We start from the raw sequence: 23,854 nt of genomic DNA on the forward strand, positions 1-23,854 counted from the left end.
TGGCCATGATTAAGTGGAATGAGCTATTCCGCAGCAATCCACGGGGTAGCAATAGTATGAATCATTTACATCCAATCGCAGCAAACTGCGGGGAATTTGACCCAACTATTGGTTAAACAGAGTCTCTCTAATACCTCTATCAATAAGAAGCTCGTTTTCTTCTCTTATGTCGTGACATGTAAAAATTTCCAGAAACGTCTTGATAAATACAATTAGTGTGCTTTAATTTATGCTCCATGTGAGATTCTACCACTTACGGTAGAGCGTAAGGAGAGGACCATGTATTGCAGAAACATTTATTGCTGCGGTTTCTTCCACAAGTTTCATATCAGAGAACATTTAGTTTGGAGAGCCATGGTCGATGATTACTGCAAGGACGGAAAGCAAGAATGTGTTAGACGCATGATGTTTAATGAAGGTGACTTTGCAATGTCAGACGACCTTCTTCCTGTTGGAGTTCACGCTACAAAACACCTCCTTTCGTTGTGCTAAAAAATAAAAAACCCGCTCACCGGAGGGGGGTGGGAGCAGGGAAAAGGTCCCTGCCTTATGAAGGGATCATAAGACAGAGTAGTATGTAAACTTGTAGCAGCTTTTTCTATGTTGTCTATTGTCTTCTAAATACCTCCCTCTCTAACTGATGGGCCGAGAGGCATGTCAGACGAAATGCATGTTTCTGGGTCTATACCTTCTGTTTTCCATTCTCTTGCCATATCGCAGATGCGCGATTTAAATGTATGCTTCGCCTCACAAGAACCAACTCTTTCTATCAACTCCTGTCCTTCTTCTACGCAATCAATCACACTCGGATGAATTGAATCATCTGTCTCGTACTCCCAAAAACAAACGTCGTAGCCCCACAAAATTGCTTTTCCACTGATCTCACATTCTTCAGCAGGAGAGCTAAATGGTGCCAGCAGAAGTAAAATAAAAGCAAATACCTTCATTTGATCTTTTCTCTGACTTAACGTCCCAACACCAAGAGATTGACACATTGCCGTCAACTACCCAACTGGTGATCCGTTGTCATAAGGGTGTGTTAGCACCTTCCGGATGACACACTTAAAACTTCTTAGAAATCCTCTCACATTGTTTTGGTTCGGTCAAACTTACAGAAATGCATTTAATTCTTACTACCCCTGATAAATAATAAATGACCACCAAGGATCGAACCCTGGTGGCCATAGTTTTGGTTTACTGAATACCTCTATCAATAAGAAGCCGGTTTTTCTCTCATATGTCGTGATTTATAAGAATGTAGCCAAAGTCTGGTAGCGCACCTGCCTCTGGTGCGGGGGCGCTGGTTGAATCCAGTCATCCCGACCAGTATTTACATGAATGCGATCTTCTCGGGGTCGCTCATTTTTTAGGCACCGGTCCTTGTCTGGTCCGTTTGTGAAATTCCTTTGTGCAATGGGCCTCTCGGAGACACTCAACCCTCTCTGGTCCATCATTATCTTGAAAACAAAATAGCCAACCCGACGTTTCGAGTAGGCCATTGGCCTTAGTGTTTGACTATCTTGCAATATCCACATCAAAAGGTTTTTCATTGGTGTCTTTTTTGCTGTTTGACCATGCAAAAGAACTCAAATCTGAATTTACAACGGGGGCTCCGTTTTCATAAAGAACGGCTTCAATGCCGACGAGATAATGCCCTTTGGCTTTAGCATGATGCATTGTATAACTTGTTTCTTTAATGGGCCCATCCTTGGTCAAAAGTAGCATCGATTTATGATTGGGATCTATATTGTAGTCAATGTAGACGTTATACCGTACTTCCTGATTCTCCTCGTTTAAAGCCGTACCGTCAGCCAGTTGTGTTGTCTCATCCCACGAGACAGTTACATCATGATAGGCACATGCGACAAGTATGGTCATGATGAGTGTTCCTAAAAAACATCTTGTAAATGGATTCATGGCAACTTCCTTTCTTCTTAAGTCGTTCTTCGGGGCCATAAGATAAAGAAGCCTTTGGCCTCACGGCTGCATTGGATAGTTCAAAAAACAGCTCATTTCCACCCTGAATGTTTGGTTCTTGACGAGACTTTACTTCCCCATATTCACAGCGAACAATTTGAGCTAAAACTGCCTTAAAGGGAAAACTAAGCAAATACCAATTACTAACCTCTGCCATATGACCCCTCATACCATCTAAACATTACTACTATCTTGTTAAATTTCAACAACTATGCCTCGTGTGAAAAGCTTGATCGTAAGTAGCGCAGATCTAGCATGTTGAGGGGAAGCAACTTTTTTGAGGGGTGAAGTGACCTTTAAAAAGACAAGTTTCCTGCAACTCCCCACGTCTGATATTTGTGGGCACCCCAAAAATTGCTACGATGATTTCGGGAGCAAGGGTGCTGGCTCGAATCCAGTCATCCGATTTACTATTTATCCTCCTGCATTGTCTGGTACTAGGAGCCTTGGCTAAAACGCAAAATTCTTACTGTTCCTGCAATCCAATAAAAAGCCACCAAGGATCGGTCCCTGGTGGCTATGTTTTTAACTTACTGAATTATGTCTATCAATAGAGCCTTTTGCAAAAGTACATTCACGTTTATGAATACACTTAGTAAAAGCATATAAAAGTTGAGCCTCAAGGGCAACTGTTTGATATTATTAGGTTACTAGGCCAAATAATCCTCAGGAGGATGCCCATGAAGCTCAACGCGAAAATATCATGGTTGATGGGAACAGTACAGCAAAGTCTATTTCCCTATCTTGACGAAAGCCTGCCCGACCCGCTCACTGATCCGGAGAAGCGCCTGGTCAAGATCCTTGAATTGGTTCAGATTGAACAGCATGTCCCAGTCAGTCGCCGTCGGCAATGGTTGGGACGACCGATCAAGGAACGTGAATCAATCGCTCGGGCCTTTGTGGCTAAGGCGTTGCTTCGTTATCAGCACACCAGGCCTTTGCGGAACGCTTTGCTGAGCACCCCGAATCTACGGATCATCTGTGGGTTCAGCAAACGGCAGGAAGTTCCCTCGGAATCGACCTTTTCACGTGCCTTTGCCGAGTATGCCAAGGCTGGTTTGGGCACGGTCGTCCACGATGCACTGGTCAAAGAGCACCTCGGAACGGAGTTGAGGGCACATCAGCCGGGATTCGACGGCTCTTCCAGGGCGAGAGAAACCTGCAAAAAAGATTAAGTTGCCCAAGGTCGCGAAGAAGCGAGGGCGTCCGACCAAAGTTGAGGTTCGCCCACTGAAACGGCTCGATCTTCAGCGACTCCAGACGGCACAAGAAGCGCTTGCGGAATTGCCAAAGGTCTGTGATCGAGGCGTCAAGAAGAATGCCCAAGGCTATATGGAGACCTGGCACGGCTACAAGCTGCATCTGGACGTGAATGATTGCGGGTTGCCGATCAGTGCGGTCTTGACGTCGGCGCCACTTCATGACAGCCAAGTGGCGATCCCGTTGATGAAGCTGAGTGCTGTCAAAGTGACGTCCTGTTACGACCTGATGGACGCCGCTTATGATGCGACGCAGATTTGGGAGCAGAGTAAAGCGCTTGGCCATGTACCCGTTATTGACCGCAACCCACGGAGTAAAAAGATCGCGCCAATGGCCCAGCATGAAGCCGCACGCTATAATGAACGCACCTCGGTGGAGCGCTGTAATGGCCGATTCAAGGACGAGTTCGGAGGCCGGAGCGTTCAGGTCCGTGGCCCGGACAAGGTCATGATGCACGCCATGTTCGGCATCGTGACCTTGTTTGCCGACCAGTTGCTCAAAGTCACAGGTTTCTGATTGTCACGGAGCAAAAGATGAGTTTACAGGGATAAGTCTGTTCCAAAAGCCGAAAGCCGGCCAAGTAGATCGTTTCCAGCCGTGTTTTTTTAGTTGAAACGGGGAATCAAGACTTCAACTTGTTCTGAAGTACCTCAGCCCAGGACTTTTGCAAAAGGCCCTATTGATAGCGGTAATCAGGAAGCTCTTTAACACACAAAATTATGGCCACCAGGGTTCGATCCTTGGTGGCCTTTTCTTATAGGTAGGAGTTTATGACTGAGCTAAACATTAGACACGACAAATTCTTTTTTATCAAGCTAGAAAATAGTAACTGCCTCATGTAATAAAGTGCGGGAATCTAACCACCAGAGGAGGCTCTGAATTGAATGAATGCTGAAGGGTTGATTAACGTCAGTCAGGCAGTTACACACGGCAACTTACGCCAGGTTAGAAATCTCAAGTCCAACAAACAGGGGAGCGTGATCAATGTGGAGGGGAATGCCCTTACTGTTCTCGTAGACCAGACTTCTGAAGTCTGGGCTTGCGAAGACTGTGAAGAACGCAGCATTGACTGATTAAGAGTTTATCTACAAAAATCTTTTGACTCTTCTGTAATCAGTTTTTTGTGTTGCAATAAATGGTTGCTGTAGAGTTTGTAAAACAACGTCAAGTCTCTCACTCTGCGATACGTAGAGGTGCCTACTCGAAATGCAGAGAATTTGTCTCATAAGTCACGACTTCTGAAACGAAAAACGGCCTCTTATTGATAGAGGTATTCAGTAAGGTGTTTACTACACAAAACTATGGCCACCAGGGTCCGATCCTTGGTGGCCTTTTTATATGTCAGGGTCAGCGAGAATCTCGCATTTATGCCAATCTGAACATTCCGAAACAATGTGAGATGATTTATGAAACAATCAACCCTCTAGTGTGTTTCCAAGAAGTTCCCAAAATTAATTTATTTATCTACGTTCTTGACAGAACCACTCTTCGCGATAGCTTAGGAGATAGTTGCCGGCTAGAAAGGAGGCTCATTCTGTGCTTATCCCTGTGGTACTTAAAGATGGTCATGAAGAGTTGGTTAACAATGACGAGTTACAATTTCTTCTGTTGACAGAAAAGATTATGTTTTTTAAACGTTCTGATGGATGGGCTGTTCTTGGCCGAGATAAAATGCGAAATCAAAGAGCACCATACGATGGTGAAGAACGACGACAACGCGTATTTTTTGCTTTGGAGCCTTGATCTGCACAAACATTCCTAACCTTCACTGTTTTATCATGGCCACCAGGGTTCAATCCTTGGTGGCATTTCTTGTTTGTCACGACTTCCTAGAAGAAAAACGGCTTATTATTGATAGAGGTATTCAGTAAGCACTTTAATCCACAAAACTATGGCCACCAGGGTTCGCTCCTTGGTGGCCTTTTCTATAAGTCAGGGTCTTTAAGGATTTCGCATTTCGGTCAATCTGAGGCCATGAAATCAATGCAGTAATATTTATGAGACGATTGTGAGTAGTCGTGTGCTAGGTTGGTGATCGTTGATGTGAGTTCTTAAATACCAGTAAAAATATCAATCTGGAGGGGGCGGATGATCAAATCGAGCTTTATTACTTGGCCTTGTAACAAATGTAACTCGTTGAACGAAACCCCTTTGGACGATTTTATACATACTGATTATGAATGTGGAAAGCCTGTTCTTACTGCCTGTGATAGTTGCAAATGTGATTGTGTTATAACACTTAAAGGGATATTGACACCGTAATGCTTCAAGAATCCTTTTAAACATCACGACATATAAGACGAAAACGAGCTTCTTATTGATAGAGGTATTCAGTAAGCTGTTTAATACACAAAACTATGGCCACCAGGGGACGATCCTTGGTGGCCTTTTCTTATTTGTCAGGGGTAGTAAGAATTTCTCAAGTTTTTTTATTTAGCATGCGCCGAGCAATCCAGCAGGATTTATAATAAAACAAACGAGAATATTTTTAACGTTAAGTAGTGGTCTCGTAGCATAGTCATTCGTGTGATTTTGTTCATCCATTAGTTGCGTTTTGGTTTGTCATGACTTGACAATAATCATGCCTGGGATAGGTTGAAATTAATTAGTAAACAATGATCCCGAGAAACGCCATACTCATCGTAAGGTGAGGACGGAAAGCGGCGGATCTTTACTTGATAAAACTACACGAAGATGGCCGAGCTGCCTAAGGATACTGATCCTTAAGTATGCTCGGTTTTTCAGTTTTAACGGACAAACTTGGTGGAGTGTTATTGATAATTATATTTATACAGCATCTTTTTTTACGAACAAAAAGCATACCATTGATACTTGTGAAAGGTGTGCAGCTACAGGAGGAGATGGGATGTATGGCATGTAACATTGAATGAGGTTTCTGTCTTCCTTCTGGTTTATCGAATATTACCGTGATGAGATATTAAGGAGAACGTTATGTTTCTTTTTAGTATAAACAGCCTAGTTATTTCTCAGGCTCTGCTTTATCTCCTCTTATGCCTGTTGTTTTGTTCCGTAGTCTTCGCCCTTCAAGACGTTGAGTCAGAGCTTGAAAAAAACTCTTCTAATTGCATTTCCTGTCATGTTGGAACCAACTCTAAGCATCCAAGCTTCTGCCTTTTATTCGACGAAGGAAAATGTAGTAGCCACATGATTAGTATCAAATTTAAGGACAAAAAAGCGCGAAATGAGGGGGTACTGCTCGGTAGTAGTCTAAAGTCAAAAAGAGTTCGCTTTGAAACAGAGATATTATGTGAAAACTGCCACGGAAGTGGCTCACATAATGACTATAGAGCGACAGCATCCAATAGGACTTTTTCATTATGCCGTTATTGTCACGAAAGATAATTATTACAAAAAGTCACGACTTATGAGACGAAATTCGGCTTCTTATTGATAGAGGTATTCAGTAAGCTGTTTAATACACAAAACTATGGCCACCAGGGGACGATCCTTGGTGGCCGTTTTTATTTATCAGGATTTGTATTTCTCAAATAAGCTATAATATGAACTGGTACAACATTTTTGTTAGGAGAGAAGCGATGCCAGATCGCAGAGTCCTACGAAGACAAGGACAACAACTTATTCATATCATCGCAAGAGATGGGACTTATCAACATCTGACTCCTCCAGTTCTCGATGTACTGCTAGAAAAGAATAACGTAATGCAGTTTAAACGATCGAGTGGTTGGGTAACTGTTGGTTTTGACTCTATTCGAGAAAAGGACAGACGTGAGGCCTCTTGCCTCTTTAACGGCCCTGATAGACGATCTGCCTTCTGAATGCTTTAGTGTCAGGTGCAGACGCATAATTATAAACGGTTCCTTGTAATGGTGGGTCTTTATTGCTTATCACGACTTCTGAGGCAAAACCGGCGTGCTATTGATAGAGATAAAAAGACCAACGCCCGCTCTCTTAGCTTGGTCCGTTAGCACGTATACATAAGGAGGGCCCTGAGGTGGACGAACCAATTTACGAAGTTACATACAAGGAAAAACCAGAGTATCTATATGCTTTTATCCGTTCTCTGCATGAGGAGCGCCATGAAGCTTTAAGCGTTTGGACACGTATTGCTAAGGAATGTAGAAACAGGGGATATTGGAAATTAGTGATTGAAGAGGACATAGGAAGTCAATTTTCCACTATCGAGATGTTCCAATTCGCTGCAAAACTCCCAGAAATAGGCTTTATAGGAATCAAACTGGCGTTTATCGACCGACAAGCAGGGGACCATGATCTCAACTTATTTGGTGAAGATGTGGCTGTTAATCGGGGTTTGTTCGGGAAAATTTTTAAAGATATAGGTGAAGCAGAAAAATGGTTACTAGCTTCATGAGCTAGACAATCACTAAAGCGGAAGGGGTGATGCTTTAGTGTTTTGCGTAGGCTTCTTGTTGATAGAGATTTCTGAGCTTAGTTTTAATCCTCCTGTTTGTGTTATATTTGAGTTACCTCAAATCTGTCATGAGGTCTCTCGAAGGCAAAGGATGAAGACGTTATGCTAGTCTCTGATCCACCTGACCGTTTAGGGAAAATCTCATAAAGTTGAAAAACAAAAATACTTGGATTGCTGAGGTCTCGTGATCCATCAAAGGTTCCCACGAAGGGAACACTCGAAGATATAGATGAACATAAAACGCCCCAGGAAACTCTGGGGCGTTTTCTTGTTTGTCAGGATCAGTGGTAATTTCGCATTTCGGACAATTTCAGACACTCCACTCAATGCGAGAGAATAAATAGTAATCGTGATTTCTGAATTTGAACCAGAACCTCCTGCCCCAAATTCACTGTGACACGTATAATTTTACTCTTGCTCCTAGCTGTCTTGCCCACCAGTTACATTCTGACCAATTCTTTGATTTTTCGCTCAAACCAATCATAACGCTTCGGCAGTACCCGATGTTTTTTTCTGGCCAGAAATAATTCGTCTTGGATTGGTACTTTTAAAGGGGCGACATAAAGCAATGACTGCTGCGGAAAGTGACGAACGGCCTTTTCCGGCAACACCGTAAAGCCGAGGCCGTCAGACACAGGTATCAAGATCTGATTTATCTGATTGATATAACCAGTTTTATTAAGTTTTTCGACGCTATGGAATTGTTCACCAAAGTTGGCACTCAAAAGACGGTCGGCGTAGTGAGCGCCATCTGGGTGGTCAATGAAGCCTAACTCTTTTAGGCTGTCAAAACTCAGAGGCTGAGAAGCATAGGTGCTTGGCAGAAAAAGACACAAGGGTTCAAAACCGATCGCTTCATACACCAATTCAGTCGAAGGGGAAGACTGGGTGACAATACCCAGGTCAATTGCATTTTTTAATATGCTCTCGATGATTCGCTCGTTAGGTGCACCTTCAACGGAGACAATAAGTCCGGAATGCTTTTTCTGCCTTTTCAGTAGATGTGGATACAAAAAGCTCGCCATTGCTCCCGAACAAGCAAAGCGACATTCACCCTTATGGGGGTCATCAAACTGTAACTCCCTGTAGAGTTGTTCTTCCTCTTGCCTTCTTTTGCATCCAAACTGGTACAATGCCTCGCCCTCTCTGGTCACCTCAAACCGCTTTCCAATCCGGTTCAACAATAGAACTTCCAGTTGTTCTTCCAGCTTCTTAATGTGCTGGCTAACCCCCGGTTGAGTCATATGTAGCTTGTCACCAGTCAACGTAAAGTGACCGACTTCGACCAGTGTAAGAAAGGTGTGTAGCCATTGTTGGTTAATCATAGAAGCAGCCGCCATCCATTACGAAATATTATTAAGTAGATAATATATGATAATTTTTGTTTTTCAACGCCTTGTCCTATAGTGGCCTCAACAAAGAGCAACAAACCACAAAAAATAAGGAGTCGATCATGTCCAGTTCTTATCCACGTACATTTTCACATATTGGCATTTCGGTGCCAGACTTAGATGCAGCGGTAAAGTTCTATACAGAGGTAATGGGTTGGTATCTGATTATGGAACCTACTGACGTCGTTGAAGACGATAGTGCTATTGGAGAAATGTGTACTGATGTTTTCGGGGCTAACTGGGAGCGCTTTCGTATAGCCCATTTGTCAACAGGAGATCGCATTGGGGTCGAACTGTTTGAATTCAAAAACCAAACAAACCCTGAAAACAATTTTGAATACTGGAAAACAGGTATTTTCCACTTTTGTGTGCAAGACCCCAATGTGGAAGAATTGACTGAAAAGATTGTTGCGGCAGGTGGGAAGAAGCGTATGAAAGAACCACGCTATTATTATCCAGGAGAAAAGCCTTATCGGATGATTTATATGGAAGATCCGTTCGGCAATATCATTGAAATCTATAGTCACAGTTATGAGTTACATTACGCGAGTGGTGCATATAAATAACAAACATATTATTAGGGGTCGCTGAATGCGGCCCCTAATTTTCCTGAAATTCACGACATATGAGAGGAAAAACGGCTTCTTATTGATAGAGGTATTCAGTAAGCTGTTTAATACACGAAACTATGGCCACTTGGATCATCTCCAGGTGGCCTTTACTGTTTTATCAGGGTCAGTAGTAATTTCGTATTTCGGACAATCTAGAAGGCTGAAATCAATGTAGGAGGAATTACAGTAATCCTGTCTTCATATCAATCGATTAACATGTCTCCGTCAATGCCATTCCTAAATATCAAGACAACTAATAATATTCGCCGTGTTTCAGGTTGCATCATAGACCTTGAATGTAGACACATAATGGGACGGGTAAAATGGCGAAAGCCATGATGAAAAAGTATTTATAGAACGAGACTAGCTTGCTCATTCCTACCACAAGACCAATACCTCCACCACCGCCAATCAAGGCATTTCCCGGTAGGTTCAGAACCACAGCTAAAGTTATAAAACGATGCTTGAGTAGAAAAGGGGTGATTTTCTTTGGTGTTTTCCTGTTCAAAAATTCCAGTCTTTTTTGTTGATCAAGGGGTTCCAGTTGGCTAATTAGCTCACTTGCTTTTTCTAAGTAAAGCCATTTGAGAAACCGGCGCACTATACGTAGGGGAAAAAATCGCCCTATTGTGTAGCTGATTGACAAAGCAATTAGTGTGCAGAGATAAATCAGTAAGGCACTTTTACTGCCGAGCAGCAGCATGAATGCCAGCCCAAGTTCAATCCCTGGCATGAATGGAGTCGCCATCAAAAGAATGTAGGTCAAAAGTGCAATTAGTAGTGCGACTTGAAGCATAGATTCATGGCGAGGAAATAGCTGAAAGTTGATCTGGTGTCCTATCCAAGTCCCTGCAACATTGAGCAGGATTATGATTCCCACAACAATGGCGATTCTGGAAAAGCGTTTTTTCTTTGAAGGGATTTTGTTGTCCTGGCTCGTAATGGCCAATCCTGTACTCCAGATATTATTATGCCTACACAAATACTCTAGGAAGAGAACAGGTCATTCCTTTAATTTACCCCGGAACCAATACTCTCTACGGGTGTCCCAGTACCAACGCTCCTTGGTCCAAACAAAGCTCACCTCGACTTGTTCGCCATCGATGATACCTTGCCAAGAGATCTTCCCATGTGTCGGACTTTCCGTTACAGCGTCGAAATGGATTTTTTCGTCAATGATTTTTGTATTATATGGACTGCTGCCAAAATTGTAGGGTTCGCATGAAGCTGAAGTAAACAGACCATCCTGGAAGATGATCTCTTCATCTTCGTACTCAGCAAGTTCTTGGCCTACTTCACCATTCTTACCTACATAGGATCTGCCATCTAAAAGATTTGACTTCTCACCTGCCCAGCTTGGACTGACAATGCACCAAGACAGGGTCAGGACAATCAAGGCCGAAACGTAAAGTGGGAGCAGACCTGTGAAGGGCTTCTTGTATGAACTGTTCATGCCCATAACAAACTCCATGCGTTAATCGTGTTACTCTTGTCTCCTGTTGGTTGCTACCTACAAGTAATAATATCAAACTGACAGCCCTTTGCAGGATGCCTGCTCTATAACTGGCTTCTTATAAATCACGACTTATAATATGAAAAATGGCCACCTGGAAACGGGTGGCCTTTTTATTGGATTGCAGGGGTCGTAATAATTTAGTAGTTTTGTCGAGTTCAAACGCACCAAGCAATACAGTAGGATTTATAAAAACTCTGCCCCTCCAACTTTAGCACCCCCGCTGTACTCAAAATTCATTCTTATAAATCAGTCGCTCACCTCTACTAAATTCTAGCATTCCAAATAGTTTAGGAGGACAAAGAAGGCACGAGCTCCCCTCTTCGGCTTAGAGTTTGGGAGTTCTTTTTTTGAAAGCGCTATTTAAAGAAAGGTATCAGCACGCAATCGTGGCTGGTGCCTTATTTTTTGGCCGTGTTGTTCCTCCGTGTTTAAGGCTTGCCGCTCTTTTTCCTATCATTCAAGTTGTAACTACCTGAAAGCAATGTAAGGTTTGCATTGAAAGTCGCTTATTATAAAAGAAGGTCTCCCTTGTCGTTTGGAATTTTTTAATCCGAGCAATAATTTAAAGAGAGAGGGCTTATGTCTATCAATAATTCAACTGATCGAGAGAGGTTTCCCCTCTTTCCTACGCTCGACCGCGGGGGCCGTATTGAGTTAGTCCAGCATTTCGAGAAGAGTGCGTGCTGGAACATCGACTTTATTATAATGATGGGCTTAGCCACAGCACTCGCTGCTCTTGGCTTGATGCAGGATTCAATTCCGGTAGTGATTGGCGCGATGCTAGTCGCACCTTTAATGTCTCCGCTGATCGGAGCTGGCTTCGCTTTAGTTCAAGGAAATATTAGCCTGTTCAGGGACTCAATGAAAGCTATGTCATTTGGAGTTTCTGGCGGGTTATTGATCTCGCTAATCCTTGGTTTTCTTACCCCGGAGTATGAACCAACCTTGGAGATCATGGCTAGAGGCAATGTCAATTTACTTGACCTCGGAGTCGCAGTGCTATCAGGAATGGCCGCCGCTTACTCTATGGGCCGACCAGACTTATTTGCCACAGTTGCCGGTGTTGCCATAGCCGCCGCGTTGGTTCCGCCATTGGCTGTTGTCGGGATAGCAATAGCGGCTAGTGTCTACTGGTTGGCTGGAGCAGCAACTGTGCTGTTGATCACTAACCTTATCGCGATCATTTTGGGCGCGGCGTTGATTTTTCGGTTTTTGGGTGTCCAGGGCTCTTTAGCAGGTGCTCAGCTTCCAATCTGGGCGCGTCGGATGTTCCTGTCGCTGGTTCTAGCCGTTGGTTTGCTTATTTTTCCTCTCGGCGATCGTGCCCTCAAGCAGGCGAGGGAAGGGCAAACTCGCCCTCTTACGTATCCGGCCTCTTTGAAGGTTCGTAGTGCAGTCCAAGAGCGCATTGGCACAGAAAAGGACGTCGAGGTCATGATGGTTGCCAGAATTGGAGTTGAGCCGAACATGGGTATCCACGCCTTTTTGGTGAGCCCAAGTAATATTCCCGAAAAACTTTCGTCAGACCTTGTTGGCATTATAAGTAATGTCGTAGGAGAAGACACCCCGGTGAGGGTGATTAGACTAAAAGGCAAAATCAAGGACTACCTAGTTGCAACTAAGTAACATATTTATTCGAGAGCATTAATTGACATCACGTTGCATTGACTCAAGAGAGATTTCATACAAGTCACGACTTCTAAGAAGAAAACCGGCTTCTTATTGAGCCTTTTGCAAAAGTACATTCACGTTTATGAATACACTTAGTAAAAGCATATAAAAGTTGAGCCTCAAGGGCAACTGTCTGATATTATTAGGTTACTAGGCCAAATAATCCTCAGGAGGATGCCCATGAAGCTCAACGCGAAAATATCATGGTTGATGGGAACAGTACAGCAAAGTCTATTTCCCTATCTTGACGAAAGCCTGCCCGACCCGCTCACTGATCCGGAGAAGCGCCTGGTCAAGATCCTTGAATTGGTTCAGATTGAACAGCATGTCCCAGTCAGTCGCCGTCGGCAATGGTTGGGACGACCGATCAAGGAACGTGAATTAATCGCTCGGGCCTTTGTGGCTAAGGCGTTGCTTCGTTATCAGCACACCAGGCCTTTGCGGAACGCTTTGCTGAGCACCCCGAATCTACGGATCATCTGTGGGTTCAGCAAACGGCAGGAAGTTCCCTCGGAATCGACCTTTTCACGTGCCTTTGCCGAGTATGCCAAGGCTGGTTTGGGCACGGTCGTCCACGATGCACTGGTCAAAGAGCACCTCGGAACGGAGTTGAGGGCACATCAGCCGGGATTCGACGGCTCTTCCAGGGCGAGAGAAACCTGCAAAAAAGATTAAGTTGCCCAAGGTCGCGAAGAAGCGAGGGCGTCCGACCAAAGGTGAGGTTCGCCCACTGAAACGGCTCGATCTTCAGCGACTCCAGACGGCACAAGAAGCGCTTGCGGAATTGCCAAAGGTCTGTGATCGAGGCGTCAAGAAGAATGCCCAAGGCTATATGGAGACCTGGCACGGCTACAAGCTGCATCTGGACGTGAATGATTGCGGGTTGCCGATCAGTGCGGTCTTGACGTCGGCGCCACTTCATGACAGCCAAGTGGCGATCCCGTTGATGAAGCTGAGTGCTGTCAAAGTGACGTCCTGTTACGACCTGATGGACGCCGCTTATGATGCGACGCAGATTTGGGAGCAGAGCAAAGCGCTTGGCCATGTACCCGTTATTGACCGCAACCCACGGAGTAAAAAGATCGCGCCAATGGCCCAGCATGAAGCCGCACGCTATAATGAACGCACCTCGGTGGAGCGCTGTAATGGCCGATTCAAGGACGAGTTCGGAGGCCGGAGCGTTCAGGTCCGTGGCCCAGACAAGGTCATGATGCACGCCATGTTCGGCATCGTGACCTTGTTTGCCGACCAGTTGCTCAAAGTCACAGGTTTCTGATTGTCACGGAGCAAAAGATGAGTTTACAGGGATAAGTCTGTTCCAAAAGCCGAAAGCCGGCCAAGTAGATCGTTTCCAGCCGTGTTTTTTTAGTTGAAACGGGGAATCAAGACTTCAACTTGTTCTGAAGTACCTCAGCCCAGGACTTTTGCAAAAGGCTCAACAAGAAACCGTTTTTCGTCCCACAAGTCGTGAGTTATGAGAGCAAAAATCATGGCAACTCTCTTCTGCGACAATTCAATTCTACTACAAAAATGCTAGTCGGAATCAATCTAAAACATAAGATAATAATTTTCCCCCAGGGCATGAAAGTTCATCCTTTTGATTGAATTATGTTGAGCTTTTGTAGCAGCACATATTGCTACTTATTGCACAAAAAAAACCACCAATTGTAGCGTTGATTAAAAAATTAACATTGATATAAGTCTAACTAATATTTGTTGATAATGAACGACCACGGACTTAGGCCTATGGCATCCTTTAGGATAGGCGTTGATTGCCCGCTGGTGCATATAGCAGCAGGTGCTTACATCCACAAGCTTACGCATTTGGTATTACGTTGCAGGGAATAAAGTTTTGCAGGCCAAGCCTGTCTTCTAAGACTTAAAGAATTGGTAATTAATGTAATTTTTCTTTGCTGGATTTGGCAAAAACAGCAAATTCCAAGGAGGTGAAGCTGTATGAATAATCTTGTAGGCACTTAATGTTTAATGGGCATTTTATTCTTACAATGCAACAGGGAGATGATTGGAGGAAAACATGAAAAAACTAGTTTCTATTTTTACGGTTTCGTTTTTGTTGTTGATTGCTTTTAGCAGCATCTCTATAGCTTGCAACAAGGGCTGTACCCCTGGTTATTGGAAGCAAGCTCAGCATTGGGATTCTTGGATTAACCACTCAACGGGAGATGCATTTGATGATGTATTCACATGTGAGGATACGGGGGAGTTAACCCTTCTTGAAGCGCTTAAGAAAGGTGGGGGTGGTATTTATGCACTTCGCCGACATGCGGTTGCTTCACTTTTAAATTGCGAAGCTTTTCCGTGCTTTGATGGTGGCAGTCCGCTAGACGCAGTTGAGGATTATTGCTCGTCGCTCGACTCAGCTATGTCAATTGAAACTCAAAAAGATGACTTCGAGACAAATAACGACCAGACTTGCCCACTCAATTAATCATACCGACAATTTATGATTGTTGTCTGGCTATAAACTTTTCCGAGGAGAACCCTTTTGAAGCAGGGTTCTCCTCGTTGGTTTTTTTTTGTGGATAAGCAGCTTTTTTGATTGTGCTTTGAAACTTTTGTGTGGTTGAGGGATGGTATTGTTGGATGTAACTCCGAGGTTACTATTTATTCAGCAATCCAGTAGCGCTGAAAGTTTCCTGGAAGTCGTGACTTTTAAGAACCCAGACGCTTACAGTTTTCTTCTGCCTAGTTTTGGGTTTGAGATAGCCTAGTGACTTCTGTAGAAGTTTGAAACGGCCCATTCCTTAAATGCATAGCCAGCAGGAAAAGTGATTTTGGGCACCGCCGGCACCACCTACCGACAGCAAGCTTAAGATCATGACGCTGTAGCGTTCGGAAGCATCACCTCTGTGGCATAGTTGCCATAAGCCTAGTCAAAAGTTGTCAAAAACACACAAAAGAGAAGCTGCCTAAGTTTAAGAATAGTCCTACTAAAGTTTTAGAATAGTCCCGCCAAAGATTTTTCAGCAGGTCATTTCAGGGGTTTGAATAATCCAGCTCAAACCTTGGCATTAACTTCGCAATCACAATCCAAAAGAAACAAATATTAAAAAGGAAAAGGGCGCCGACAACGATCTTCCCCACCGTGACATCGGACAACCAAACCCAAAATGAAAAACTCAATCAAACTGCTTTCCCTGTGCATTTTTTTGTTCATCGCTACAGTCAGCCAGGCCTCTGCACAAAATGTTACCTTGACCTGGGACCAAAACATTGAACCAGAGGTTGTCGGCTATAATATCTATTACCGGACCGACAATCCTACTTTCCCGTTTAACGGTACAAGCCTGTCAGAAGGGGCTTCGCCGATTGCAGTTGACGACTTAGCCAATACCTCTCTGCCGATCGATCTGCCGGATGACGGTAACGTCTACTATTTCACAGTTACGGCCGTTACTGATGCAGGCATTGAAAGTAGTGTCTCGAACATTGTCGCTAGTGAATGGATCCCCTATCTGCTTGCCCCGAATAACAATACTGCCACCGACACGGCAGTTACTTTTGTGTGGGACCTGCCTCCGGAAAACTACAATATCTCTTTTAACCTTTTTTACGGTACGGACAAGAACTTAGATACCAACGCTATGAGTGTTACTGGACACGGCACGTTAAATTCAAATTGGCCACAATTCAAATTGAGCATTGCGTTGCTAATGGCGCTTCTGTTGCTAATGCTAATGGCAACCCGAGCTGGTCACACGAAACACGCTTGGCATCCTGTCCGCGTTGGATTTTGCATAGGAATCTTTGTTCTGCAGGCAAGTTGTGGAGGCAGCGGAGGCGGTGGCGGCGTTGATACCGCGGTTTTAGTTGGCACTGACATACCGGGCACATCAGTACCCGGTACCGATGCACCTGCCCCGGCTGAGACCCTGTTCGTAGATGTCGTCACCGACATCAACGACACTGAGTACCAGCTTACGGAGCTGAAACCCGACACACAGTACTACTGGAAGATTGTTGCCGTCGACAACTGGGGCAATTCTTTCGAGAGTCTCACCAAGACTTTCAAAACCCTGAGTAACTGATACGTTGTCACAATAAAGTGATAGAAATTTGCTTTGGGTGAGTTGATTTGACCTCGTCATAAAAAGCTTCTCCCAAAGAGCAAACGACCCCAAGTTAACTGTTTACTTCTTCTCCTTCAGGGCTAAGATCATGTCAAACCCAAAGCCCGGAGGGTGTTGCTAGCCTAATTATGTTTTCTTGCAAGTTTTCCTACATTGTTTGGGCGTACTCAGATTGGCTGGAATGCGAAATTCTCACTGACACTGCAATGTAAGAAAGCCCCCAATCCGAAGATTGAGGGCTTTCGTGTTATACAAACAGTGTAATCTGAAACAGCTCGAAATATTTTCAATAGAATACTGAGCCCAACTGTGTGGTGACTACTCACCGGTGGCTTCGCGAGTCTTATAGATCATTTGATTCTTCTGCTTATCCCCGCTGAAGAGAATACCACCTAGTAGCGTAAGCAGGTAGAACCCAATGAATACTAGAACGCAGGCTCCGTAAAGCTTCATCATGCTCTTGGGCTTAAAAAATGTTAGAAGCAACAGAACCGCAACGACAGCGATGACTACGTTCATGTTGCTCTGGCCGTAATTAACCACTTGTTGCAGTAGGTCTTCAACGTTCATAGTATGATTCTTTCAGCGTTGGCTACAGATGTAGCAGCAGGAAGGTGGATTGTGGCCATCATTTTTGCCCCACATATTCCTGCCAAACAATATAAAAAACTTGCGTATAAAGCAATCTCCTTAAAAGGTCAAAATCAGAAGGTCTCAAATGTTCTATCATCAAATCAATTACCATAAAAACTACTGATTTGGCCACAGCCCTGAATAGCCTGCAATTCAAAAAAAATTACCCTTCTAAAGCTAAACTTTCATGACCACCCCCACCACAGCGGATCACAAGAGACAGCTATGAAAGGGAGGTTGTCATGGGAATGAAAGTCGGCTATGCAAGAGTCAGCACCGTTGGCCAGAAACTGGATGTGCAGATGGATCACTTGGCAGATTGTGACCGTATCTTTCGAGAGAAAGCCTCAGCCAGTTCTACCAAGAATCGTCCTGAACTGAAAAATGCTCTCGACTTTGTTAGGGAGGAAGACGTTTTCGTAGTAACCAAGCTTGATCGCCTGGCTCGATCCGTTGTTGATCTATCGATTGTTGTACAGCGTCTTGAAGAGAAGAATGTTGATCTTGTTGTCATGGACCAAGGGATCGCAATACGACCATCTACGGCAGACTTCAATTCAATATACTTGCCGCTATTGGAGAATTTGAAAGAGGCTTGATCAGGGAGCGATCCCTCGAAGGCAATCAGAAAGCAAAAGCTAGGGGCGTAAAGTTTGGGGCTAAGCCAAAACTGACCTCTGATGAGATCCAGACGCTACTAAAAGATTATGAATCACCTGGTCTGAGCAAAAAGGAAATAGCGGAGCTTTACGGGATAAGCACATCATCTGTTTATAGGCTCTACTATGAAAACAGGCAGGCATTATCAGCATGAAAACAAAAGGCCACCAGACATTGATCCGGTGGCCTTGATTCTATGGATTAAAACTTTACTGAATACCTCTATCAATAAGAAGCCGCAACTAGTGATAAAGTGTCTACAAAAAAGGTGATCCAATCAGTCATTACCAATGCCGCAATCGGGGTCGCTTGGAGAGTCCTTACATTTATATGGCTTGTCTGTGCTCTCATCAGAAACTAAATAGTCGGCATCAGTGATGGTAACTTCACCAACCTTAACAAGATAGAAGTAGTCAAGCTTGGTACTGGCTTCACGACCACGGAAGCTAATGTAGTGGCTCCCAGCCTGGAGTTCGACAGTATATGGGTCGTATTGAGGTTTGTCGAAACGGCCAGTGCCGCGGCCGGTCACGTCGTCCTCGCGCCAGAAATTGAACTCATTTACCGAGCCGGTCGGATTGAGGTCCCAAATGATTTCGGCAGCATTGTCAATGGAGACAAAAAACGAGTCAGAGTCGTGGCTGACAGCAAACACACGAGCGACAATTTTGTAAATACCGGGAACGGCCACATTGAAGCTATGGCTTGCAATACCACTGTCACTGTTGTTGGTCTGGATATATGAACCATTGGATGCAGCAGGGTCTGAAACCACGACCATCGGTGCAGCGAGCTTACCACTTTCCGCTTCAATGGCTCCTGATGGTGTTGTGTCTATGACATCGTCAGCCATACCGTTGCAGTTCTCATCTAACCCGTTGTTGTTGATTTCGATTGCACCAGAATTGATTGCAGCATCGTAGTCATTGCAATCGACGGTTAGATCGTAACCGTCCCCATCTAAGTCATTGTATGAATATTCAGGAGAGTAAACTTCGTTAGAGTACTTGCTCTCCTCACCGTTAAAGTTATATGCGGTTACTGCAAAAAAGTGTTTTTTAGTATCGTCAAGACCAACAAGATTTGCGCTAGTAGCGCTGGCTATATCAATAGGTGAAGGCCCCACGTTTGCTTCTGCTCCAGTGTAATTTCCGGAACCAGTACCATAATGAATCTTGTACCCTGCTACGTCCGACTCCAGATTGGCATCCCATACCAAGGTGATGTCCTTAGCTTGTGAAATATTGGCAGCACTTGTCAGGAGAAAGAATAACCCGATTAATACAACAGACAACTTTTGACTGAGTTTGGAACATACCATTTTCTTAATATAAAGGTGGGAAAACGATTTAGTTGACATTATAGTTATCCTTATATTTTTATCCAGCTTGTTTTTCATAAAGTTACAAATTAGGGATTAAACGAATACACATAGTTTATTTTGCAAACAGGCACCCAAAAAACAGACTAATATTTAGATTAAAGCTTGAAAGCTGCAATGAGAATTGCAATCTATTGTAATCATATAATTTAAAAAATTATTAAAATTCTTAATTAGATTTTAATCTTTACAATTTTTTATATTCAACTTAGGAACGGATATTTTATAAAGTCTTTTCACAGGGCTTCATTACGTTTTTACACATTCTAAATTTAAACCCAAAGATTTAATATAAAGGTTTGAAGTATAATAACTCTTATGGTTCTTGCTTAGCGCACAATTAACGTTTTCTTACAAGGGTTCAACTTTAAGAACGAAATTTTAGTATGTAGGGGGCTTGGCACTTGAGGTGGGTATTTACTAATTTATCCTACTGCATTGTTTTGACGTCCTTAGATTCACCGATATGCTAAATTTTTAATGCCCCTGACATATAAAAAGGCCACCGAGGATCGAACACGGTGGCCATAGCTTTGTGTAGTAAAGACCTTACTGAATACCTCTATCAATAAGAGGCCGTTTTTCGTTTCAGAAGTCGTGCATTATAGGAATCTATTCAATCAAGCCTGTTGTGGCTGGAAGCTGATATAATTTAATCGCATAAAAATCACTTCACTGGAATATAGCTACTCCCATCAAAGAAATATTCAAGATAGACCTCAGGGAAACCAATTTTGAAGCCAAAGTAAAGCACCGCGCAAATGGCTACGCATAACGTACACATGCCCATATACCAGGTGAAGCCTAGCCGCAAATCGCGGGTGATTAAGGTCACCAATCCAAAGAATGCAAAACTAACAATGATAGAAAAGACCCATATCTGTGACACATCCAATGTTGGTAAGTATTTCGTCTTGATAAATCCGATCACGAGCATCCCTGGCGCATCCACAAAAAGAATTAACAGAATGCAGATAAACAGGACTGCTCCAAGAAGACCACCACTTTTTGATTTTTTTGACACAGGTAGACCTTTCTAATTAATAGATATATCCACACACTACAATTCCTAGAACTTTACTTCTAGACCACTGTCCTGCATTTTGTTATTTCGCGCTGTTGAGGTCGTGTTTTATAACTGGTGACAAATAAGAAGATTAACGGTCAACCTGATATCTTTTGTCAATTCTTTGTGAGGGGACTACTTTATTGGATAGTTCTTTTAGCTTTTTGTTTGGAAAGGATAATAACTGTTGCGAAAAGCCCTTACGGTGTTTGAACTCTGACTCAATGATGCCCCCTGGCCCATTGAATATTTCCTCATAGGTTCCATCCTCATAGATTTTTATACCCAAATAATAATCTGGAACTTTTTTAAAGGTTAGAGAGTCTTTGAAAGTCGCCTTTATTTGGACTCTTTTCCCACAGGGTGTTTCTCCGTCATAGTCTTTAGCCAACCCATCATACAAAACTAATTCATAATCTCGCTGCACTAATGCCTCACCAATGTCGCCAACCAATCGGCCGTCGATTGTAAACTCTTTGCTGGGCAAAGCGTTTTTAAGCTGATCAATGCCGTTAAATATTTTCTGCAAGGCTTCTTCTATGATTTCATGCTTTGGCATTTTATCCCCTGAGGATGAGTTCACATCAACCTTTTAGTCTAAAGATCCCGCTCCCTTTAAGAGTAACTCTTGATTTTCTCTTACGTGATGAAAAAAAAGGTATGTTCCACTTAAAGAAACCAAGATCAAATGTCCAACTAGAATTTATGCCCTTTTTGGACGCAGACCAATTAAAGCCTCCACCCTTTTTATAGTTTTTATTGCCGTAGTACCTCCAACCCATTAACTTGCCTCTTTCCCATACATTCTAGAAGAAGTCGCAATAAAGAAAGTGACACTAAAGTTCCCATCGCCGATTTCAGCATTTTCAATTAGGTCCAGGTCAATTTTTTGGACCAATTCCAATTCCTGATACTGAGTCATTTGAGCCTGCACTGTGACAACAGCATCTATCTTTCCGTCATCGCTATAGTGCAAATCGAAACGCCCTATAACATCTTCATGCTCATCCATAATTCCATAGGCTTCTGAAGACGGTGTTCTCACTATTCTAAAGAATTTATTGCTCATGCCACCTCGCAACATTCGTCATTGTTATGGTTTACCTGAAAGTTTAGATGCTTAGTCTAAAAAATTAAAACCTTGTCCACGTCCCAGATATTCAAACCAATCGCAGTCAGCTTTATCCTTTGATCTGCGGTTGTGTTTCTTAGATGGGTGATTGGTGCTGTACGCGATTAATGCAGCATTGACTGCCCCCTTACTGACTCCTGGATATTTCTGCTCAAGAATCTTGTGGATATATGAACCGCTGAAACTCAATATTTCATTAGACTTGAGATCTGTTGCAACTTCGTGAATCAAGTCCGCAACGCTTCTACCTTCTGGAGCTTTAAATCGAGCTTTCACCTGTTTACTTTCAATGCAGTCGTCAACAGAGGTCATGGAAGCAAACTCCATAGAGTTTTCCATTATCTCAGTCACTTGATCTCCGAGCTTATCTCTAAGATAATTTAATGTTTCAATAATCGACATTACGCGAACTTTTAGATATTCATCTTTCTGGCAATAACACCAAATTATCTGCTCCCACTCCTCATCGAGGTATTCATGCTCCTCATCAGGCACGTTAATTTCTTCAACGCCAATTTCTCTTGCAAAACTTTTGTCCCAGTTAAGAAAATCGTTGCGACGATTAATTAATCTGAAAATGTGTGGATATGAAATCTGCACACCCAAAAGAGTAAATAGGCAGAAGTCTTCCTGTTCATTTTCTTTATAGTTTTCACCCTCTACTCGAATGTTTTTAAGAAGCGAGAATGAGTTAATAAAACGTTTAATACTTCTCGGCACATACCCTACAGTGAGCTTCACAATATTCACATAATCATTATAGTCAGCGTCGCTTAACGTAATGCCAAGTTCATCAAACTTTCCTTTTAATAGATTTTCTATTTTATAGGCCCCAGTTGGCATAGAAAAAGGGACTTGTATTATTTTATCGAAGAAAGACCTGAACTCTCTTTCGTTCTCATTCGTCTTCTTGCCAAACTTTTTCTCAAGGCCCTTGATGACAATATCGTAGTCTATGGCTAACACAAAAACACAATTGTCTATGTCGAATATATTTTTAAGTGCTTCTAAAATTTCTACAGCAGTGCCTGGTTCAATTCGGTCTAGGTCGTCTACAAAAAAAACAATTCGACTGGAAGGGTTTTGTGGAGAATCAACAATGATTTTCGCAATATCACGAATCTCATTTTTAATTTCAGCTATTTCAGAGAGAAGAGAGTGAGGATTATCCAGATTGATATCAATGTTCTGACCGGTAGTCTTGTTGACCGCAACTTTTGTGGCGAAGGCCCCAACGACTTTCAGGCCCTTTGTAAACCTAGCCTTTTTTTCTTGCCATGACTTTTCATCGGGCCAATAGTTCATCTCTTTACAGTGAGATATCAAGTTTTCGAGTAAGCCTTTAAGGACCGCCGGTGTTATTTCATGGGCTTCTTTGAACATTGAGTATTCCCAGGTATTCACCCAAGAAGTTGCAACCTTTTGCTCTTCGAGGTTTTCTCGAACAATATGCATTAGGCTTGTTTTCCCTGTCCCCCACTCACCTTGCATGCCTATAGTTAAAGGCGTAGCCGCCCCGAGGATAAAACGAGACAAAGCGGTTGCATAGTTTTCAATCCCCAGGAGGTTCTCTGCTATAGATGTAATTGGCTTGTCAGTAATTGAATACACTTGCATGAGTATCTCCTAAAAGGGATGAAAAGAAAGTAGCCTGACTGCCTTCACAGAAGTAAAGCATGAAGATAATAAGACTGACTAAATATCTGCGGATTGATATCAGACACATCTCAACATCCTCTCATAATTACGCATTCATTTGTTGACGGATTTAACGTTGACAGAGAGATAAAATTCTTACCGATTCTGACATATAAGAATGATTTTTGGGTAAAGGTGGTGACTACAGATAAAGAGAGCAGAGTTCTTATAAATCCTACTGCATTGATTCGCGCGTGTGAAATCGACAAAATTGAGAAATTCCTAAAGCCCCTGCGGTAGGTGTCAAGATAGTTGTCGCCTTTTCTCATTATGCAGCTTTGGAGCATAGGACCTCTTCGGGGGGCCTTTTCCGATCAGGGTTGAGCCGAACAACTTCGATTGGCTCCCAGTTCCGT

18 protein-coding genes, 3 pseudogenes and 1 riboswitch are annotated in these 23,854 nt (G+C 43.2%); of the genes and pseudogenes, 10 read left to right on the forward strand and 11 right to left on the reverse strand.

The window, feature by feature from the left end:
- Window positions 1-617: 617 nt before the first annotated feature.
- Both P9J64_16975 and P9J64_16980 read right to left on the reverse strand, forming a co-directional pair.
- Window positions 618-947 carry a hypothetical protein gene (locus P9J64_16975; GenBank protein ID MDG5470013.1) on the reverse strand — a complete coding sequence of 110 codons (330 nt, stop codon included), beginning with the start codon at window positions 945-947 and terminating at the stop codon, window positions 618-620.
- A 568-nt stretch (window positions 948-1,515) separates the two neighbouring features.
- A complete protein-coding gene (locus P9J64_16980) occupies window positions 1,516-1,917 on the reverse strand; it encodes a hypothetical protein (GenBank protein ID MDG5470014.1) in 402 nt (133 codons plus the stop codon).
- Window positions 1,918-2,651: 734 nt separating this feature from the next.
- Between P9J64_16980 and P9J64_16985 the strand changes: the two are divergent.
- The 4 genes and pseudogenes from P9J64_16985 to P9J64_17000 all read left to right on the forward strand — a co-directional run bounded on the left by P9J64_16985 (window position 2,652) and on the right by P9J64_17000 (window position 7,588).
- Window positions 2,652-3,753, forward strand: a pseudogene (locus P9J64_16985) (transposase).
- A 368-nt stretch (window positions 3,754-4,121) separates the two neighbouring features.
- The gene (locus P9J64_16990; GenBank protein MDG5470015.1) at window positions 4,122-4,310 is read left to right on the forward strand and encodes a hypothetical protein; all 189 of its coding nucleotides are present in this window, start codon (window positions 4,122-4,124) and stop codon (window positions 4,308-4,310) included.
- Between the two features lie 463 nt (window positions 4,311-4,773).
- Window positions 4,774-4,980: a hypothetical protein gene (locus P9J64_16995; GenBank protein MDG5470016.1), complete on the forward strand. Its 207-nt coding sequence runs from the start codon at window positions 4,774-4,776 to the stop codon at window positions 4,978-4,980.
- Window positions 4,981-5,857: 877 nt separating this feature from the next.
- A riboswitch (cyclic di-GMP riboswitch) is annotated at window positions 5,858-5,948 on the forward strand.
- 1,262 nt (window positions 5,949-7,210) lie between these two features.
- Window positions 7,211-7,588, forward strand: coding sequence for a hypothetical protein (locus P9J64_17000; protein ID MDG5470017.1), 378 nt, complete (start codon window positions 7,211-7,213; stop codon window positions 7,586-7,588).
- Between the two features lie 500 nt (window positions 7,589-8,088).
- On the opposite strand, the gene P9J64_17005 is transcribed toward P9J64_17000, so the two are convergent.
- Window positions 8,089-8,973, reverse strand: coding sequence for a LysR family transcriptional regulator (locus P9J64_17005; protein ID MDG5470018.1), 885 nt, complete (start codon window positions 8,971-8,973; stop codon window positions 8,089-8,091).
- A gap of 128 nt (window positions 8,974-9,101) precedes the next feature.
- On the opposite strand from P9J64_17005, the gene P9J64_17010 reads away from it, so the two are divergent.
- Window positions 9,102-9,605 (forward strand): lactoylglutathione lyase family protein, encoded by a 504-nt coding sequence (locus tag P9J64_17010; GenBank protein MDG5470019.1) that lies wholly within the window; start codon window positions 9,102-9,104, stop codon window positions 9,603-9,605.
- Window positions 9,606-9,933: 328 nt separating this feature from the next.
- Here the strand turns inward: P9J64_17010 and P9J64_17015 are convergent, their stop codons facing one another.
- Together P9J64_17015 and P9J64_17020 are read right to left on the reverse strand one after the other, a co-directional pair.
- Complete coding sequence (locus P9J64_17015; GenBank protein ID MDG5470020.1) at window positions 9,934-10,599, reverse strand: hypothetical protein; 666 nt, start codon at window positions 10,597-10,599, stop codon at window positions 9,934-9,936.
- 54 nt (window positions 10,600-10,653) lie between these two features.
- Window positions 10,654-11,109, reverse strand: coding sequence for a hypothetical protein (locus P9J64_17020; protein MDG5470021.1), 456 nt, complete (start codon window positions 11,107-11,109; stop codon window positions 10,654-10,656).
- Between the two features lie 636 nt (window positions 11,110-11,745).
- Between P9J64_17020 and P9J64_17025 the strand changes: the two genes are divergently transcribed.
- The 4 genes and pseudogenes from P9J64_17025 (at window position 11,746) to P9J64_17040 (ending at window position 16,886) form a co-directional block, all read left to right on the forward strand.
- Complete coding sequence (locus tag P9J64_17025) at window positions 11,746-12,792, forward strand: TIGR00341 family protein (protein MDG5470022.1); 1,047 nt, start codon at window positions 11,746-11,748, stop codon at window positions 12,790-12,792.
- A gap of 219 nt (window positions 12,793-13,011) precedes the next feature.
- Window positions 13,012-14,113: pseudogene (locus P9J64_17030) on the forward strand (transposase).
- 759 nt (window positions 14,114-14,872) lie between these two features.
- A complete protein-coding gene (locus P9J64_17035; protein MDG5470023.1) occupies window positions 14,873-15,286 on the forward strand; it encodes a hypothetical protein in 414 nt (137 codons plus the stop codon).
- A gap of 682 nt (window positions 15,287-15,968) precedes the next feature.
- Window positions 15,969-16,886 carry a fibronectin type III domain-containing protein gene (locus P9J64_17040; GenBank protein MDG5470024.1) on the forward strand — a complete coding sequence of 306 codons (918 nt, stop codon included), beginning with the start codon at window positions 15,969-15,971 and terminating at the stop codon, window positions 16,884-16,886.
- Between the two features lie 360 nt (window positions 16,887-17,246).
- Here the strand turns inward: P9J64_17040 and P9J64_17045 are convergent, their stop codons facing one another.
- Complete coding sequence (locus P9J64_17045; protein MDG5470025.1) at window positions 17,247-17,498, reverse strand: hypothetical protein; 252 nt, start codon at window positions 17,496-17,498, stop codon at window positions 17,247-17,249.
- Between the two features lie 305 nt (window positions 17,499-17,803).
- Between P9J64_17045 and P9J64_17050 the strand changes: the two are divergent.
- Window positions 17,804-18,375, forward strand: a pseudogene (locus P9J64_17050) (recombinase family protein).
- 123 nt (window positions 18,376-18,498) lie between these two features.
- Here P9J64_17050 and P9J64_17055 read toward each other — a convergent pair.
- The 5 genes from P9J64_17055 to P9J64_17075 form a co-directional block, all read right to left on the reverse strand.
- The gene (locus P9J64_17055) at window positions 18,499-19,581 is read right to left on the reverse strand and encodes a MopE-related protein (protein ID MDG5470026.1); all 1,083 of its coding nucleotides are present in this window, start codon (window positions 19,579-19,581) and stop codon (window positions 18,499-18,501) included.
- 688 nt (window positions 19,582-20,269) lie between these two features.
- Window positions 20,270-20,626, reverse strand: a complete 357-nt coding sequence (locus P9J64_17060) for a hypothetical protein (GenBank protein ID MDG5470027.1) — start codon at window positions 20,624-20,626, stop codon at window positions 20,270-20,272.
- 133 nt (window positions 20,627-20,759) lie between these two features.
- On the reverse strand, window positions 20,760-21,227 hold the full coding sequence (locus tag P9J64_17065) for a hypothetical protein (protein MDG5470028.1): 468 nt from the start codon (window positions 21,225-21,227) through the stop codon (window positions 20,760-20,762).
- A 222-nt stretch (window positions 21,228-21,449) separates the two neighbouring features.
- Window positions 21,450-21,737 (reverse strand): hypothetical protein, encoded by a 288-nt coding sequence (locus tag P9J64_17070; protein MDG5470029.1) that lies wholly within the window; start codon window positions 21,735-21,737, stop codon window positions 21,450-21,452.
- A 51-nt stretch (window positions 21,738-21,788) separates the two neighbouring features.
- On the reverse strand, window positions 21,789-23,417 hold the full coding sequence (locus P9J64_17075; GenBank protein MDG5470030.1) for a P-loop NTPase fold protein: 1,629 nt from the start codon (window positions 23,415-23,417) through the stop codon (window positions 21,789-21,791).
- Window positions 23,418-23,854 lie beyond the last annotated feature (437 nt).

The sequence above is a fragment of the Deltaproteobacteria bacterium IMCC39524 genome, from assembly GCA_029667085.1.
Lineage (GTDB): Bacteria > Desulfobacterota > Desulfuromonadia > Desulfuromonadales > BM103 > M0040.

Coding starts and splice junctions, on each gene's coding strand:
- P9J64_17065 (MDG5470028.1), bottom strand. CDS start 21,227: ATGCCAAAGCATGAAATCATAGAAGAAGCCTTGCAGAAAATATTTAAC.
- P9J64_17025 (MDG5470022.1), top strand. CDS start 11,746: ATGTCTATCAATAATTCAACTGATCGAGAGAGGTTTCCCCTCTTTCCT.
- P9J64_17005 (MDG5470018.1), bottom strand. CDS start 8,973: ATGATTAACCAACAATGGCTACACACCTTTCTTACACTGGTCGAAGTC.
- P9J64_17040 (MDG5470024.1), top strand. CDS start 15,969: ATGAAAAACTCAATCAAACTGCTTTCCCTGTGCATTTTTTTGTTCATC.
- P9J64_17055 (MDG5470026.1), bottom strand. CDS start 19,581: ATGTCAACTAAATCGTTTTCCCACCTTTATATTAAGAAAATGGTATGT.
- P9J64_17035 (MDG5470023.1), top strand. CDS start 14,873: ATGAAAAAACTAGTTTCTATTTTTACGGTTTCGTTTTTGTTGTTGATT.
- P9J64_17075 (MDG5470030.1), bottom strand. CDS start 23,417: ATGCAAGTGTATTCAATTACTGACAAGCCAATTACATCTATAGCAGAG.
- P9J64_16975 (MDG5470013.1), bottom strand. CDS start 947: ATGAAGGTATTTGCTTTTATTTTACTTCTGCTGGCACCATTTAGCTCT.
- P9J64_17045 (MDG5470025.1), bottom strand. CDS start 17,498: ATGAACGTTGAAGACCTACTGCAACAAGTGGTTAATTACGGCCAGAGC.
- P9J64_17070 (MDG5470029.1), bottom strand. CDS start 21,737: ATGAGCAATAAATTCTTTAGAATAGTGAGAACACCGTCTTCAGAAGCC.
- P9J64_16990 (MDG5470015.1), top strand. CDS start 4,122: ATGAATGCTGAAGGGTTGATTAACGTCAGTCAGGCAGTTACACACGGC.
- P9J64_16980 (MDG5470014.1), bottom strand. CDS start 1,917: ATGAATCCATTTACAAGATGTTTTTTAGGAACACTCATCATGACCATA.
- P9J64_17010 (MDG5470019.1), top strand. CDS start 9,102: ATGTCCAGTTCTTATCCACGTACATTTTCACATATTGGCATTTCGGTG.
- P9J64_17020 (MDG5470021.1), bottom strand. CDS start 11,109: ATGGGCATGAACAGTTCATACAAGAAGCCCTTCACAGGTCTGCTCCCA.